General features: G+C 61.9%; 14 protein-coding genes. 13 read left to right on the forward strand and 1 reads right to left on the reverse strand.

Translation table 11 applies throughout. The features are described from left to right. Window positions 1-22: 22 nt before the first annotated feature. The gene (locus ACCO56_RS08315) at window positions 23-178 is read right to left on the reverse strand and encodes a lasso peptide (protein ID WP_433639478.1); all 156 of its coding nucleotides are present in this window, start codon (window positions 176-178) and stop codon (window positions 23-25) included. Between the two features lie 470 nt (window positions 179-648). On the opposite strand from ACCO56_RS08315, the gene ACCO56_RS08320 reads away from it, so the two are divergent. From ACCO56_RS08320 to ACCO56_RS08380, 13 genes are all read left to right on the forward strand, one after another. Further along, the gene (locus ACCO56_RS08320; protein WP_433639480.1) at window positions 649-1,881 is read left to right on the forward strand and encodes a nucleotidyltransferase family protein; all 1,233 of its coding nucleotides are present in this window, start codon (window positions 649-651) and stop codon (window positions 1,879-1,881) included. Beyond that, window positions 1,878-2,867 (forward strand): glycosyltransferase family 2 protein, encoded by a 990-nt coding sequence (locus tag ACCO56_RS08325; protein ID WP_433639482.1) that lies wholly within the window; start codon window positions 1,878-1,880, stop codon window positions 2,865-2,867. Before ACCO56_RS08320 ends, ACCO56_RS08325 begins: the two co-directional genes overlap by 4 nt. Further along, on the forward strand, window positions 2,864-3,232 hold the full coding sequence (locus ACCO56_RS08330) for a hypothetical protein (protein WP_433639485.1): 369 nt from the start codon (window positions 2,864-2,866) through the stop codon (window positions 3,230-3,232). Before ACCO56_RS08325 ends, ACCO56_RS08330 begins: the two co-directional genes overlap by 4 nt. A gap of 90 nt (window positions 3,233-3,322) precedes the next feature. Next, window positions 3,323-4,141 (forward strand): glycoside hydrolase family 16 protein, encoded by an 819-nt coding sequence (locus ACCO56_RS08335; protein ID WP_433639487.1) that lies wholly within the window; start codon window positions 3,323-3,325, stop codon window positions 4,139-4,141. 14 nt (window positions 4,142-4,155) lie between these two features. Then, window positions 4,156-5,322, forward strand: coding sequence for a glycosyl transferase family 1 (locus ACCO56_RS08340; protein ID WP_433639842.1), 1,167 nt, complete (start codon window positions 4,156-4,158; stop codon window positions 5,320-5,322). A 19-nt stretch (window positions 5,323-5,341) separates the two neighbouring features. Further along, window positions 5,342-6,346: a glycosyltransferase family 2 protein gene (locus ACCO56_RS08345; RefSeq protein WP_433639490.1), complete on the forward strand. Its 1,005-nt coding sequence runs from the start codon at window positions 5,342-5,344 to the stop codon at window positions 6,344-6,346. Beyond that, window positions 6,343-7,302, forward strand: coding sequence for a glycosyltransferase (locus tag ACCO56_RS08350; RefSeq protein WP_433639491.1), 960 nt, complete (start codon window positions 6,343-6,345; stop codon window positions 7,300-7,302). The genes ACCO56_RS08345 and ACCO56_RS08350 overlap by 4 nt, the downstream gene beginning before the upstream one ends. Beyond that, a complete protein-coding gene (locus ACCO56_RS08355; protein ID WP_433639492.1) occupies window positions 7,292-8,266 on the forward strand; it encodes a glycosyltransferase family 2 protein in 975 nt (324 codons plus the stop codon). The genes ACCO56_RS08350 and ACCO56_RS08355 overlap by 11 nt, the downstream gene beginning before the upstream one ends. Before the next feature lie 10 nt (window positions 8,267-8,276). Beyond that, window positions 8,277-9,173, forward strand: coding sequence for a UTP--glucose-1-phosphate uridylyltransferase (locus tag ACCO56_RS08360; RefSeq protein WP_433639494.1), 897 nt, complete (start codon window positions 8,277-8,279; stop codon window positions 9,171-9,173). Between the two features lie 219 nt (window positions 9,174-9,392). Further along, window positions 9,393-11,813, forward strand: coding sequence for a polysaccharide biosynthesis tyrosine autokinase (locus tag ACCO56_RS08365; protein WP_433639496.1), 2,421 nt, complete (start codon window positions 9,393-9,395; stop codon window positions 11,811-11,813). An 888-nt stretch (window positions 11,814-12,701) separates the two neighbouring features. Then, window positions 12,702-13,763 (forward strand): LacI family DNA-binding transcriptional regulator, encoded by a 1,062-nt coding sequence (locus ACCO56_RS08370; RefSeq protein WP_433639497.1) that lies wholly within the window; start codon window positions 12,702-12,704, stop codon window positions 13,761-13,763. A gap of 43 nt (window positions 13,764-13,806) precedes the next feature. Next, complete coding sequence (locus tag ACCO56_RS08375) at window positions 13,807-14,685, forward strand: carbohydrate ABC transporter permease (protein WP_433639499.1); 879 nt, start codon at window positions 13,807-13,809, stop codon at window positions 14,683-14,685. Then, a complete protein-coding gene (locus ACCO56_RS08380; protein ID WP_433639501.1) occupies window positions 14,672-15,505 on the forward strand; it encodes a carbohydrate ABC transporter permease in 834 nt (277 codons plus the stop codon). The genes ACCO56_RS08375 and ACCO56_RS08380 overlap by 14 nt, the downstream gene beginning before the upstream one ends. Window positions 15,506-15,519 lie beyond the last annotated feature (14 nt).

The following is a 15,519-nucleotide window of genomic DNA, read 5'->3' on the forward strand; positions in this document are numbered from 1 at the left end:
TACGAAAAGGGCCGATCCCCGATCACGAGAAAGTCAGCTCGTCGATTGGGGTGTGAGCGGGAAAGCTCGCGTCGATCGCGGTGATACCCAAGCCCGCTTGGGTAATCGTCTCGATCGAACCGTGAACGGTCAGGCTAGGTGTTTCATATGCTTCTTTTTTCTTGTCTGCGTCTTCCATGGCATATCTCCATTTTTGACGACGAAGCGTTCCTAACGGAACGGCAGCATTCTGCGTGCTGCGCTGCGATAGGCGCATGCAGCAAAGCGTGCGTCAAGCATAAATTGCAATCTACTAAACTTGATCAAGTAGAGTTTTCGATTTGTGACGTGATGCCACGATAATTGATTTCTTTATCGCATCTCGCCTCGATTATGCCAAAGTCTGTATATTGCTTTGAAAAATAAGGATATTCTCCTTCGTTGCCGATGCAATTGCAGCCTTTGGTTGTTGCTTTTGCAAAGTTTGCGTTGGTTGACGTCGGGTCAAATAGAGATCGTTTGATCTATTAAATCACAGAATATTTCAATATATTAATTATATGTGCATAATCCTACACTTGTATGTGGGCTGGTCTCGTGGTCCCAAGCACCCATATCAACTGCTTGAGAAAAGTGTTTCTTTTGGGGTTTACGAGCAGCCATATTGTCATGCACAATCTCTTCGCACATGCAGCATTGCACGGAGGCGCTGTGCAGGGGATCGGCACAGGTTCGAACGAGCCGGCGGTCACGGTCGCCCATGCGGCCGAAGGCGGCGAGGAAATCGGGCTCCTGAAATACGCGCTTCGCGCGAAATTCGGAGTATTGTCGTACGGTTTGGACCCAATTGCGTCGAGTCAGTTTGACGCGGCCACGTTTTACAGCGCGGCACGCCTCAACAAGCTGGTGCTCCTGTTGAGCGCCCCTGTCCTGAACGCGGTTCCCAAGGGCGAGCGTGACCCGCTCGGTGCGATGGTGGAGCGTTACAAGGCCAGGACTGTCGCCATGAATGCCCGCGCCATTGCCGATACGCTGTCTGTCAGCGCCGCCCTAACGAGCGCTGGGATCGCCTTTGTGGTCATGAAGGGGGTCTGCCAGCAAAGGCTCCTCTATGGCGAATATTTCGCCAAGCCGGTGGGCGATGTCGATATTCTGGTTGGCAGCCGCGACTACGGTCGCGCGCGGGCCGTGCTGGAGACGGCTGGCTTCGCCGTGGCGGACCGTTGCCGCTCCCTTTGGTGGCGATTTTTCCTCGGCGAGCAACATATGGTGAAAGCAGGCAATCCGCCTGTCACTGTGGATCTGCACTACAGGCTGCAGCAGCCGGGCTCGCCCAGTCCGCGCGAACCCTCAGCCTTCATCCGGCAGCACGAAACAATGGAAATGGCCGGCGCACGGGTGCCTGTGATTTCGCGCATGCACCGGCCGCTCCTGTCGGCCATCAGCATCGCCAAGGCTCTCTTCAACAGAGAGGCCTGCGGCGGCTATGTGCTCGATTTTTACGCATCGGTGAGGGACATGGCGGACGAGGAACGCCTTGCGCTCATGATGGAGGCCGAGCGGCAGGGGCTGGGCAACACGGTGCTGCTCGGCTTCCGGGCCGCTTCGCTCCTTTTCGGCGAGCGTTTCGCGGCGGGCGAACCCACGGGGCCGAAGGTGCTGCGCGCCACGTCGGACGACGATCTGGCGGCGATGGTGCTTACCCCCTGGGCCAGTGCGATCCGTTGGCCCTGCCGGCGGGACGTTCTGCGCGAGCTTTGCGGCCGCGATGTCGCCCGTTATACCGTGGAAGCTGGCTGGGCCGCGACCGCCGATCTTTGCCGCCGCTGGTTCGAACGCGGGTCGCCTGCCAAGCCTCGCTTGCCGACGACGGGACAAGCGCTGCCGGGAGTGGGCGCATGAACGAACGTCCGGTCTGCGTGATCATTGCCGTCCGGAACGGCGCGAACACGATCGGCACGGCGATATCGTCGGCGCTGCGCGAGCCTGAGGTAGGCGAGGTCATTGTCGTCGACGACGCTTCCACCGATGGAACGCAGCGTTCGGCGATGTCGGCCGATGACGGAAGCGGCCGGTTGCGACTGATCCGCTTCGACGAGAACAGGGGTCCTGCGCAAGCCCGCAATGTGGCCATAGAGAGCTCGCCGCTACCGTTCGTGAGTATCCTCGATGCGGACGACGTTTTCGTGCGGGGACGCTTCACCAGTTTGCTCGGCAAACACGACTGGGATCTCATCGCGGACAACATCGTCTTCGTCAGCGACGACAACCGCGACCTTATCGACCTGCAGGTGCCGCCGTTCCGGCCCAATCCGAGATTTCTCGGCCTGACCGAGTTCGTCGCCGGCAACATCTCCAGGCCGGGCCTGCAGCGCGGCGAGCTGGGTTTCCTCAAGCCGGTGATGCGGCGCGCGTTCCTGGAGCGCTTCGGCTTACGCTACGACCCGCTGCTGCGCTTGGGCGAAGACTATGATCTTTACACGCGGGCGCTGGCCGCAGGGGCGCGATTCAAGCTGGTCGATACATGCGGTTACGGCGCCTTGGTGAGACCCGACTCGCTCAGCGGCCGCCATCATACGGACGATCTGAAGCGGCTCGCGGAAGCCGACCGGTCGATCCTTGCGTTGCCTGACTTGCCCGCCAGCGCCCGAACGGAGCTACGCCGGCACCAGCGTCATGTCCGGGACAAATACCGGCTGCGCAACTTCCTGGACATCAAGGCGCGCGGGGGCATGCTCGATGCGGCGTTGCATGGGCTGCGGCATCCGCACGAACTTCCTGCTATCGTCACGGGGATCGCTCGCGACAAACTGGGGACTAAGCCTCGTCGTCAGCCGTCGGCGCGTACCGTTCGATATCTGCTGCGTGGGGAGCTTGGACCTGCATGATCAAATCCGTCTTCGGCTTCAAGATCAGGAACCCGGACCGGGACAGGCAGACCGATGCCACGCGCTTCCAACGCATACAGGAAATGCTTGGCGCGATATCGGAGGAAATGGACCGCGAGAAGGCGGGGCTCGAGAAAAGATACGGCGCCGTGGCGGCAGACGCGGCTTTCCTGTTCGAAGCGTTGGAGAACGAGGCGGATCAGGATTCAGGCCGGATGGCGCAACTCACCAGCACCTTGCAGTCCTGCGAGAGGCGGATCGCGGCTCTGAAGAAGCAGATGCTTTTCATGGAGGACTGCCGCCGAACCGTCGGCCGGTTCGCGCAGGACAACGACATCACGCCCGTTTCCGCCAAGGCGGAATGACGGCGTATTCGGGAGGAGTTGAGGCCGCCGGATCCTTGTTCGGCATCAACCCGCTGCGTTGGAGGGCGCAGCCAAACGGAGCTACAGTCGATGCATTTGCTTCTCGATCGTCCCCGTGTCCCAACGCCGGCTTCATTCCCGGCTCGGCGTCTGCTGGCCGCCGTCGCGGTTTTTCTTTTTACCGCAGCACCGGCGCTGGCGCAGGATACGGCGCCCAAGGCCTTCGTCGAGGACTTCGACAAGCTGGACCTCGGCCGGTGGTACGTCTCGGACGGTTGGAACAACGGCAAATTCCAGAATTGCACCTGGTCCAAGGACGACGTGAGGGCGGCCGACGGTGTCCTGACGATCACCTTCAACAAGCGCACGCTGAAGGATCGCGACTATAGCTGCGGCGAACTGCAGACGAAGGCGCGTTACGGTTACGGCGTCTACGAAGCCCGGCTGCGCAGTCCCGCGGCTTCGGGCGTGAATTCGGCCTTCTTCACCTATATCGGCCCGGCCCAGAAAAAGCCCCACGACGAAATCGACTTCGAGATACTGACCAAGGATCCCGGGAAGGTTCAGCTCAATTCCTACGTCAACGGGGTCGGCAAGAACGAGAAGCTAGTCGCGGTTCCCGGCGGAGCCGATCAGGGGTTCAACGACTACGCCTTCGTCTGGGAGGAGGGGCGCATACGGTGGTACGTGAACGGCGAGCTGGTGCACACGCTCGATGACCCAACAAAAGTGCCCACCAATCCCAGCAAGATCTTCTTCAGCCTTTGGGGCAGCGACACGTTCAAGGAGTGGCTCGGCCCCTTCAGCGATCCCGGCAAGCAACTGGTCATGGAAGTTGATCGGGTGGCCTTCACGCCTTTGGGCGAGCCTTGTCAGTTTCCGGAGTCGGTAGCCTGCAAGCTGCAGTAGAGACGGTGCGTTCGATGTTGCGGGTGCTCTATCTAGTCCATGACGTTTCGGACCCGGCGGTCGGGCGGCGGGTTCGGATGCTGCGGGCGGGCGGGGCCGAGGTCATCCTGGCCGGCTTCCGGCGCGGAGCGGAGCCGGTTGCCCGCGTGGACGGTCTTGCGCCCATCGAGTTGGGCGTAACCCGTGACGGGAAATTCGCCCAGCGTATCGCCGCCGTGGCGCAAGCGGCTTTGAGTGCCTCCCGGCTGCTGAAGGACATCGCCAGGCCGGATGTCATCGTCGCCAGAAATCTCGAAATGCTGGCTTTGGCGAGGCGTGTCAACGCAGCCCTGGGGGGGGACATACCGATCGTCTATGAGTGCCTCGACATCCATCGGCTGCTCCTGCGATCCGATCCGATCGGCGCGGCCATGCGCAAGGCGGAGCAGTTCTTCAGCCGCGACATCGGCTTGCTGGTGACGAGTTCGCCTGCTTTCGTGAAGCACCATTTCAGACCTGTGCTCGGTAGCGCGCTGCCGATCGAACTCGTCGAAAACAAGGTTCTGGAACTCGCCGACGACACCCCGGCCGCCCTGCAGGCGCCCGCCGGTCCTCCCTGGCGTATCGGCTGGTTCGGCGCGCTGCGTTGCCGCCGTTCGCTCGAGCTTCTCTCCGCTTTTTCCCGAGCTGCCGGAGGTAAGGTAAAAGTTGTCCTGCGCGGACGCCCAGCGCGTGGCGAGCTTGCCGACTTCGACAATGTCGTCGCCGACGAACCATATGTTGAGTTCCACGGCGTCTACCGGAACCCGGACGAGCTGGCTGCGATCTATGGCGACGTGCATTTCTCCTGGGCGATCGACTTCTTCGAGGAAGGCCAGAATTCGCAATGGCTGCTGCCGAACCGAATCTATGAAGGGTGCCGCTACGGGGTTGTTCCAATCGCCATGAGGGGCACCGAAACCGGCAATTTCGTCGAGCGGCTAGGGTGCGGTCTGTTGCTGCCCGAGCGGTCCGTCGCGGCACTTTCGGCAATGTTCTCGACCCTTGATCCCGGTCGCTACGGTGCCGAGAAACAGCGTGTCACATCAATTGATCCCACAACCTGGATCTGCGGTATCGATGACTGCCGCGCTTTAGTAGGAAAGCTGCGCGCGCTGACGGCCGTCCGGTCGGGTCCCGCGACGATCGAGGCTACGGCCTAGACGAGAAAGACGGAAGGACATGGGCATACCGGACGAAAAAGCGCCTACCTGCCTGATCGTGGTGCCGTGCCTGAACGAAGCGGCACATATCGCTGGATTGCTTACCCAATTCGGAGCCGCGGCAGCCCGGCTCGGCGCCAGGGTCGTTGTCGCCGATGGCGGCAGCACCGATGGCACGCGCCGAATCGTCGCCGACGTCGCCTCGCGAGATCAGCAGGTCGTCATGCTGGACAATCCCAAGCGCATCCAAAGTGCGGCGATCAACCTGACCGTCGAACGCTATGGAGACGATTACGATTATCTGATCCGGGTCGATGCGCATGGCGAATATCCAGATGATTATTGTGACCGGCTGATCGAGGAAGCGGTGGCGACGGGCGCGGATTCGGTCGTCGTTGCGATGGAAACGAGAGGTTTCGGCGTTTTCCAGAAGGCGACGGCGCTCGCCCAGAATTCACGGCTCGGCAATGGCGGCGCCAAGCATCGTCATGGCGGATCGTGTGGTGAATGGACCGACCATGGCCACCATGCGCTGATGCGAATACAGGCGTTCCGCGCAGTCGGCGGTTATGACGAGAGCTTCACCCATAATGAGGACGCCGAACTCGACCATCGGCTAGGGGTGGCGGGCTTCCGCATCTGGCTGACGGGTAAGACCTTTATGACATACTATCCGAGGTCGTCGGTATCGAGCTTGTTCAGGCAGTATCTTGGCTACGGACGGGGCAGGGCACGCAACCTGCTCAAGCATCATATGGTTCCGAAATTCCGGCAAATGCTGCCCCTGGCGGTATTTCCGCTTGTGGCGGGAACCTCGTTGGCGTTCCTGCATTGGTTCGCGATCGTGCCGGCCTTCGTGTGGGCACTGGCATGTCTTGGTTATGGTGCGCTGATGGCGATCGGACAACGCAATCCTTACGGAATGCTCGCGGCCTTCCCCGCCATGGTGATGCATCTAGCTTGGTCCGCCGGGTTCTGGTTGCAACTTCTCGGCCTCGGCAATTCGGAGCGGGCGGAACGATGACCTCGTCCGAAACACCGCCTGGCAACCTGCGGATCGATCTCTGCATCTGCACCTTCCGTCGGCCGGAATTGGCGGACGCATTGCGTTCTCTGGCCTCGCTTCGTGTCCGGGAGGGATGGCGCTTGCGCGTCGTCGTGGCCGACAATGACGATGTGCCGAGCGCCTGTGAACTCGTTACCGGGATACGCTCCGAGCTGCCGTTTCCGATCGTCTATATCCACTGTCCCGCCGCAAATATCTCGATCGCACGCAACGCCTGCCTCGAAGCGGCGGACGGTGATTTTCTCGCCTTCCTGGACGATGACGAGACGGCGTCCCCGGATTGGCTCTGGGAACTGGTGGCGACGGCCGATGCGACCGGAGCCGATGCCGTGCTTGGCCCGGTTCGAGCGCATTACCAAGACGACGCGCCCCGCTGGATGCGCGATGGCGACTTTCATTCGACCCTGCCGGTGTGGGTACGTGGCGACATCCTCACGGGCTACACCTGCAATGTTCTCTTGCGCCGAGCGTCTCGCCCGATCGCCGGTCGGCGCTTCAGCCTGGCGCGGGGCCGCTCCGGCGGTGAGGATACCGAATATTTCACGCGTCTTCATGAGGCCGGCGGAACAATAGCGTTTGCTCCGAATGCATGGGTCCACGAGCCCGTTCCCGCCGCCAGGGCGCAACTTTCCTGGCTGGCGCGGCGGCGTTTCAGGTCCGGCCAGACGCATGGCCATCTTCTCGATGCCAAGGCGTCGCCGATCATTCTAGGCAAGAATGTCGCGCTTGCCAGCGCCAAGGCGCTCTATTGTTTCGTAGCAGCCGGCGCCCTCGTGTTCTCGCCGCGGCTGCGCAATCGCTACGCCCTGCGTGGCATCATGCATGCCGGCGTGGTGAGCGGTCTCGCCGGCCTGCGCGAGCTTCAACAATATGGCGATGTCGCGCCGAAGCAGGAGGCCGGCATTGGATCCTGACGTCAGCTTCGTGATCGCAGCCTACAATGCCGACCTCACGATCGAACGCGCGGTGCGTAGTGCGCTCGCCCAGCAGGGAGTGGGCGTCGAGGTGGTCGTCGTCGACGACCGCTCGCAAGATTTCACGGTGGATGTGGTGAGAAGCCTCGGCGACGATCGCATCCGGCTGGTCGCCCTGCCGGAGAATCGCGGCCCTGGCGGGGCCAGAAATGCGGGACTGCGCGCTTCGAAAGGGCGCTGGATCGCTATCCTGGATGCCGACGATGCGGTCCATCCGGAGCGCATGTGGAGGTTGATCGCCAGGGCTGAGCGCTCGGGTGCTTCCATCGTGGTCGACAATGTCGAGGTCGCGCGCGACGCGGAACGGGACTGCAGGCTCATGTTTTCGCCCTCCGCGCTCGGGCGCATGCCTGAACTTTCCCTTGCCGACTTCATCGACGGCAATCTGCTTTTCAAGTCGAAGTTCAATTTCGGCTACATGAAACCGGTGTTCAACAGACGTTTCCTGGAAGCGAACAGCCTCGTCTATGACGAGACGCTCAGGATCGGCGAGGACTATCTGCTGCTTGCGTCGGCTCTGGCCAAGGGGGGCTTCTGCGCCGTCGAGCCTGAGACGGGCTACACCTATCACATAACCGAAGGGTCGATATCGAGGGTTCTCGAATATCGTCATGTCGAGGACATGATTGCCGCCGATGCTGCCTTCCTGCGCACCTACCGGTTGGACCCGGCAGCGCAAGCCGCGTTCGACCGCCGGGCCCGCAGCCTTGAGGATGCGGCGGCTTTCCTTGAACTCGTCCGTCACATCAAGGACCGGGCGCCGCTCAAGGCGCTGGCAGCGGCGCTGCGCAATCCCGCGGCGATCGGCCACCTACGCATGCCCATCGCGAAACGTCTTGGGGTGGACCGCCTGAAAGCGGCGTTCGCTTCGATCTTTCCTGTTTCGAATACAAGACCAGCATAAGGAGTTCTCTATGCGGAAAGTCAGAAAAGCAGTCATTCCGGTAGCGGGACTGGGAACGCGGTTCCTCCCGGCGACGAAAGCCATGCCGAAAGAGATGCTGACGATCGTCGATCGGCCGGTCGTCCAGTATGCCGTCGACGAGGCGTATGAAGCGGGCATCGAGCACATCGTTTTCGTGACCGGGCGAAACAAGGCGATCATCGAGGATTACTTCGACGCTCAGCCCGAGCTCCTCGATACGCTCGCCCAATCCGGCAAGCACGAGCAGCGCATGGCTCTCGACCGCCTGCTGCCGCAGCCCGGCGCGACCAGCTTCACGCGCCAGCAGGCGCCGCTCGGGCTCGGGCACGCCGTGTGGTGCGCACGCGACATCGTCGGCGACGAACCCTTCGCGCTTCTGCTTCCGGATATGGTTTCGTATGGGAAGCGCGGCTGCCTGGCGGGGGCCATGGACCTCTACGACAGTGTCGGCGGCAATGTGGTCACGGTTGAGCAATGCGATCCGCTGGAGACCAATCGTTATGGCATCGTCGGCCGTGGCCGCGCCGCAGGATCAGGCTTTCAGATCACGGAGATGGTCGAGAAGCCCGCGCCGTCGGTCGCGCCTTCCAATTACTACATCAACGGCCGTTACATCCTTCAGCCGGAGATTTTCGATATCCTGGGCAATCAGGAGCGCGGCGCAGGCAACGAGATCCAATTGACCGATGCGATGGTCCGGTTATCGCAGTCCCAGCCCTTCCATGGCCAATTGTTCGAAGGGCGGATGTTCGACTGCGGCTCGAAGGAAGGCTTCATCCAAGCCAATGTGGCCTTCGCGCTGGCGCGCAACGACATCAGGAACTCGGTGCTTGACCCCATTCGAGAACTTCTGTCCTATCACGATGCGAAAAGCGATGCGGCCTGATGCGAGGCGCGCCGTACTGCCCCGAAGATCGGAAACGGTCTTCGGGAAAATCCTGGCATTCCGACTGATGCAGCACATGTTGTGCCTGCCGGACCCTTGCTTTTTGCGGTTGCGAAGACATTCTTTTGCGGCTGCGAACACAAAATGCCCAACTTCGGCAGGCGTGGTTGGTAGCCGGGCAATCGGTGTCCAAAGCGGGCCGGGGGGCCTGGCGAGCGCATGAATAAAGTCGGATTTATGCTGAACGAGAGTTTGGCCGTGGCGCCCGGGCGGGATGATGACAAGTTCATCGATCTCGAGCGACTGCTGGCCATCGCCGTTCGGCAGGCGAAGGTCGTCACGATCTGCGCCGCCATCGGCGTGCTCCTGGGCATAATCTATCTCCGCACGACGCCGCCCATGTATTCGGCGAGCACCCGGATCCTGCTTGACGAAGGCTTGAACAAGATCGTCGACGAAGTGTCGGCGACGCCGATCAACATGCAGACCGATGCGGCGATCCTCAGCCAGATCGAAATCCTGAAATCGACCCGCCTCGCTCTGGCGGTCGTCGACAAGGAACGGCTGACGGAGAACGAACAGTTCATGCAGCCGCAGCCATCCATGCTGCGCCGGATCGTGGGAACGATCCGTTCGGTACTCGGGGTGTTTCGGTCGACGAGCACGGGAGGCACTTCGGAGGGCGGTCCTGATCCGGATTCCTTGCGCAATTATGCGGCCTATCTGCTGCAGCGCGATCTCTGGGTCGAGCGTGTCGGCCGCAGCTATGTCATCAATCTCGCCTATCAGGCACCTGATCCGGTGTTGGCGCAGCGCATCACCCAGGCCTATGCGAGCGCATATCTGTCCGACCAACTCGACGCCAATTTCGACGCGACCGAACGCACGACGTTGTGGCTCCAGGGGCGGCTGCAGGAACTCGAATCCAAATCCAAGGCGGCCGCCCTCGCGGCCGAGCAGTTCAGGGCCGAGAAAGGGCTCACGGCGGCACGCGGTGAACTGATCTCCGAGCAGCAGCTCTCGGATCTCAACAGCCAGCTCATCATCGCCCAGGCCGATGCCGCCCGGGCGCGGGCCAAATATCAGCAATTCCAGGAGATCCTCGACAGCGGACCGGAAAAGGCCGTCGAGAGCGCGGCGATTACCGCCGATCAACCTGGGGACTCGGTCATAGGCAAGCTCAAGGCCCGTTATCTCGGGGTCACGAAACGCGAGCGGGAGATCACGGGAGCCTTCGGCGCCGACCATCAGCAGGCTGTGGCGCTGCGCAGGGAGCAGGCCGATATCAAGCGCCAGATGTTCCAGGAATTGCAGCAACTCACTTCCAACTACCGCAACGAATACGAGGTGGCACGTTCACGCGAGACGTCGCTGCGGGACAATGTCGAGGTTTTGAGCGGGAAGACCTCGTCGGCCAGCCAGTCCATGGTGCAGTTGCGGGAACTCGAACAGAAGGCGACGGCACTCAGCACGCTTTATCAGAGCTTCCTTGCCCGCTACCAGGAGGCGGCGCAGCAGCGCTCGTTCCCGATCACCAAGGTGCGCGTGATCTCGGAGGCGAGCTTGCCGAAAACGCCATACAGTCCGCGGGCGCCGGTCGTGCTCGCGCTGTCGCTGGTGCTTGGCCTCTTCATGGGCGCGGGATTCGGCGCGCTCAACGAATTCAGAGAGCGTTTCTTCCGCCTGGGCGAGGACGTGCGTTCCGAACTCGGCATGAAGTTCCTGGGCTATCTGCCGATTTTCGGCAGCAGCCGTCGCCGCAAGTATGGCGGGGAAGCCGGTGACTTCATGCTCACCGGCCACAGGCGAACGGCCATCGACGCGCCGGCGTCGTCCTTCGCCGAGACGCTGCGCAATGCGAAAATCGCGAGCGACGTGGTGCTCCAGGGTGTCGGCTGCAAGGTCATCGGCGTGGTGTCGGTGCTGCCGGGCGAAGGCAAGTCGACGGTGGCGGCCAACTTCGCCGGCCTGCTTGCCGCCAATGGTGCCCGCACTTTGCTCATCGACGGCGATCTACGCAATCCGACCCTCAGCCGCAGCATGCCGGTGCCGGCCCAGCACGGGCTGATCGACGCCATCGTCGGGAAACAGCCATGGCAGTCGCTGCTCAAGATCGACCGCGAAACGCGCCTGGCGATGATGCCCGCGGTCGTGCACAGCCATTTCGCCCATACCAGCGAACTCCTTGCATCGAGAGGCATGAAGAGCTTCATCGACGCGGCGCACAAGATCTTCGATTACATCGTGGTCGATCTGCCGCCTCTCGGGCCAGTGGTGGACGCCAAGGCCTTCGAACCTCTGGCCGACGGGTTCATCCTCGTCGCGGAATGGGGTGCGACCCCCAGAGCGCTGGTTCGTTCAACGCTTCAATCGGAGCCGCAGATCGCCGCCAAGGTGCTCGGCGTCGTGCTCAACAAGGCCGACTACAAGAGGCTCTCCAGATATGGCTCCTTCGGCAGCTCGGAACGCTTCCTCGACAAATATTCGAGCTATTATCTCGATCATCCGAGGTCGTCGAAGCGGTTCCCGAGATTTCTGCGGGCTTGCGGCAAGGTCTTGCGGGTGTTGGGCAGCGGAGTCGCGGCGCTCGGAAAACGGCTGCTGTCGCGTAGGAAAAAAGAGCTCGAGCCCGAGGAATGATCCCATGGGCGGCGTTAGTCTTTGACCGGTCGCGAGTTGCCCCTCACTGTCCTGCCGGACATCTCTCCCCGCGAAGGACCCTATCGCATTCACACATCCTGGGAGGACACCTTGGATGGTGAAATACATCATGCAACCCATGGAAGGCTCAAAGAGCGGGATGGTGCTGGTACCGACTCGGCCATTTCGTTCTGCACCGTTGGGTGGGTTGCTCAACCGTAACGGAATGGATCCTCGGATCAGCTCGCCCGCTGGCGCGGGCTCCCGTCCGAGGATGACGATTGCGTTGAAGGCCTGCCGCAAATCGCCAACGTTGGCGATTGGCATCGACCTAGAAGCTTCGTCATCCTCGGGCCGGCGCCGAGCGAAGCGAGGGTGACGAGACCCGAGGATCCATTCCGTTCCGTGTGGGCGACCCACCCAACGGTGCAGAACGAAGTGGCCGAACGGCAGTGACAGCAGCCATCATCCGATTCTACCGTACCGCCCGAGATGCGTGAATCCTATAGCCGCGACCGAGGAGAGAGACGACGGCCGCTGGGGTTTCGCCAATCGCCCACCGCGGACGATTGGAGTTGAGACGACAAGCGGTCTTTTCTCCGTCCTTAACGGGGAGAATACGCTGCCCGAACGGTCAATCTTAGTGGCCGTTGGTATGATGGCACGAAATGCGGACGCACCCCTTCGGGGGTAACGTCGCGGCAGGCAGGACCGCCACAGAGCACCGGAGTCGACGGAGCAGTTGAGCGGTGAAAGCCGGCTTTGAAGACGCCAGATTTCATGATCTTGGCTATTTTATCCACCGCACGAAGATCGGTGCTTGCTTCGTCTCGCTACGGCTGTTAAACGTTTTACAGTAAAACGTTTAACAGCTTGCTCGCAGGCGAGATGGATCGCAAGAGAGTCACAATCAAGGACGTCGCCGCCAAGGCGGGCGTTTCGATCGCGACGGTGTCGAATGTGTTCAGCGGCACCAAGCCGGTGAATGCGAACCTGCGCGAGCGGGTCGAGAAGGCGGCGCGCGACCTGTCTTACCAAATGGATCGCGCCGCCTCGCAATTGCGCTCCGGCCAGGCGCGCGTGGTCGGCGTCCTCGTGCCCGACCTCGACGACGTGTTCTTCACCTCTCTGGTCTCGCGCATAGAAGTGCTGGCGATGCAGGATCGCTACGACGTGATCGTCGCCAGCTCCCGCGATGACACTGAGCTCGAACAGTCGCGGTTGCGCGCGCTGCTTGGCTGGCGCCCGTCGGGTCTCATCGCCGTGCCTTGCTCCGATACCGCGCCCGATGTGCTGCTTGAACAAGCGGGTCGTCTTCCGATGGTCTTTGCCGACCGTGTCGGGCCAGGGGGCTCCTTCGTGGACACCGTCGCCATCGACAATCACGAAGCCGGCTGTATCGCCGCGCGGCATCTCGTCGAGTTCGGCCATCGTCGGATTGTGGTCGCCGCTTCCAACCTGGCAATCTCGCCGATCCGCGAGCGTGTCAGGGGAATTGCCGAGGCGGTCCGGTCGAGCATCGGCCAGGAGCCGACCGTCGTCGAACTCGGTTCCAATGGCGAGCGTGGCGCGGAGATCTTCGCCCGATGGCTTGAAGACAACCGCCATCCCTTCGCGGTCATCGGTCTCACCAACGTCACGACGCTGAGCGTGTTGTCGGCGCTTGCGAGGCACCGGATGGACATTCCGGACTCCGTCTCGGTAATCGCCTTCGACGACTATCCCTGGATGAGCGCGCGCAAGACCGCTCTGACCGCGATCCGCCAACCCATCGAGGAAATGGCCCAACTCGTGTGGGAGCGCCTGCGCCTGCGCATGTCGGGAGACGGTTCGGCACCGCAGCAGGCGGCGCTGAAGGTAAGCCTGCAGGTGCGGGACTCCGTCCAGCCCGCCGACGGGCCGCTGGCGCAAGAAACCGAAAAGACAACCGTCGCGAAAGCTGCGACCTGAGCGGCGACCAGACGCGAGACCAGCCACGGCCGGGAGGAACCATTTGCGTACAAGAAATATCGCCAGCATCGTACCCTTGCTCGCGCCGGTTCACATCCTGATCCTGAGCGTGATCGTGGTGCCGTCGATCTATGTGATCTGGCTCAGTCTCAACACATCCAGTTTCGGGCAGGCGCCGTCCTTCGTCGGCTTGCAGAACTACATCGACACCGTCACCGATCCCGCATTCAGGAATGCGCTCTGGAACACGGTCGTACTCGTGGTCGTGGCGGTGCATCTCGAGCTGGCAGTCGGGCTCGGTGTGGCTCTTCTCTTTGCGAGCGGCCTGCCGTTCCGTCGCTTTCTCCTTGTCGCCGTTCTTGCGCCCTATGCGGTCAGCGAGGTGATCGCGGTCGTCATGTGGCGGTTCCTCTTCGATCCCGACGTGGGGCCGGTGACGCTGGCATTGCAGTCCCTGGGCCTGCCGATCCTCGATTGGTCGTTCGAGCCCACCCACGCGATGATCCTGATCGCGCTGCTGACGATCTGGCTCCATCTGCCCTTCACCTTCATTATCCTTTATGCGGCACGTCTGGCGATCCCCGCCGATCTCTACGAAGCGGCGCGCATCGACGGCGCAACGCCGTGGCAGGCCTTCAGGCGCGTCACGCTCCCGCTGCTCGGGCCGGCCATCATCGTTGCACTTCTCTTCCGCTACATCTTCGCTTTCCGCATCTTTTCCGAGGTATGGCTGCTGACGCAGGGCGGTCCCGCCCGGTCGACCGAGGTCGTCGCGGTCTATCTCTATCAGGAGGCCTTCAGCTACAACGCTTTCGGCACTGCCGCCGCGACCGCCTGGATCATGGTGCTCGCCTCGCTGCTGCTCGGCGCCGGCTATGTGTTCATCCTCCGCAGACAGGTGGCCGCCGATGCGAAAGCGTAGCTTCATTACAAAGGCGGGCAAGACCGTCGCTGTCGCCGCCATCCTCCTGTGGTCGCTATTCCCGATCGCATTCATCGTGATGTCGTCGCTGAAGCCCGGTCAGGACATCTTCGCCGTGCCGCCGCGATACGTCTTCACGCCGACTTTCCAGCACTACGTTTCCCTCTGGGAGCGCTGGGGGATGTTCTTCGACGGGCTCCTCAACAGCACCTTCATCACGGCCGGCGCGACCGCGCTCGCCGTCATCGCCTGCACCTGCGCCGGCTATGTCTACTCGCGCAACAACAGCCGCCTGCTCAACGGCAGCGTGATCTTCCTGATCGTGGTACGTTTGATCCCGCCGATCGTCGTGACGCTTCCGCTGTTTCCGATCGTCAATGCGATGCAGCTCAACGATACGCACATCGTGCTGATAGTGCTCTACGCGACGTTCTTCGTCTCGCTGGGTACGGTCTTGATGCGCACCTTCATCGACCAGATTCCCCGTGAACTGGACGAGGCGGCACAGATCGACGGCGCCGGCCGCCTCACCGTCCTCAGACGCGTGATCGTGCCGCTGGCCGCGCCCGGCATCCTCGCCGTCGCCGTCTTCGTCGTGGTGTTCGCCTGGAACGAATTCCTCTTCGCCTTCATCTTCACCTCGACGCGTGCCAAGACGGCGCCGCTTGTCATCTCCGAGATGATCGGCTCGATCGACGGTATCGACTGGGGCATTCTCTTCGCCGCATCAACCGTGCAACTCGCGCCGGTGCTGCTCTTCGTCATCTTCATGAACCGTTATCTCGTCGCCGGCCTGACGTCCGGCGCGACCAAGGGTTAGTTCGACCGCAGACA

The organism is Mesorhizobium sp. 1B3 (assembly GCF_050958605.1).
Taxonomy (GTDB): domain Bacteria; phylum Pseudomonadota; class Alphaproteobacteria; order Rhizobiales; family Rhizobiaceae.

Bases quoted from the DNA above. Each gene is read 5' to 3' on its own strand.
- ACCO56_RS08365 (WP_433639496.1), top strand. From the start codon at position 9,393: ATGAATAAAGTCGGATTTATGCTGAACGAGAGTTTGGCCGTGGCGCCC.
- ACCO56_RS08370 (WP_433639497.1), top strand. From the start codon at position 12,702: ATGGATCGCAAGAGAGTCACAATCAAGGACGTCGCCGCCAAGGCGGGC.
- ACCO56_RS08325 (WP_433639482.1), top strand. From the start codon at position 1,878: ATGAACGAACGTCCGGTCTGCGTGATCATTGCCGTCCGGAACGGCGCG.
- ACCO56_RS08330 (WP_433639485.1), top strand. From the start codon at position 2,864: ATGATCAAATCCGTCTTCGGCTTCAAGATCAGGAACCCGGACCGGGAC.
- ACCO56_RS08315 (WP_433639478.1), bottom strand. From the start codon at position 178: ATGGAAGACGCAGACAAGAAAAAAGAAGCATATGAAACACCTAGCCTG.
- ACCO56_RS08335 (WP_433639487.1), top strand. From the start codon at position 3,323: ATGCATTTGCTTCTCGATCGTCCCCGTGTCCCAACGCCGGCTTCATTC.
- ACCO56_RS08350 (WP_433639491.1), top strand. From the start codon at position 6,343: ATGACCTCGTCCGAAACACCGCCTGGCAACCTGCGGATCGATCTCTGC.
- ACCO56_RS08345 (WP_433639490.1), top strand. From the start codon at position 5,342: ATGGGCATACCGGACGAAAAAGCGCCTACCTGCCTGATCGTGGTGCCG.
- ACCO56_RS08340 (WP_433639842.1), top strand. From the start codon at position 4,156: ATGTTGCGGGTGCTCTATCTAGTCCATGACGTTTCGGACCCGGCGGTC.
- ACCO56_RS08380 (WP_433639501.1), top strand. From the start codon at position 14,672: ATGCGAAAGCGTAGCTTCATTACAAAGGCGGGCAAGACCGTCGCTGTC.
- ACCO56_RS08320 (WP_433639480.1), top strand. From the start codon at position 649: ATGCACAATCTCTTCGCACATGCAGCATTGCACGGAGGCGCTGTGCAG.
- ACCO56_RS08360 (WP_433639494.1), top strand. From the start codon at position 8,277: ATGCGGAAAGTCAGAAAAGCAGTCATTCCGGTAGCGGGACTGGGAACG.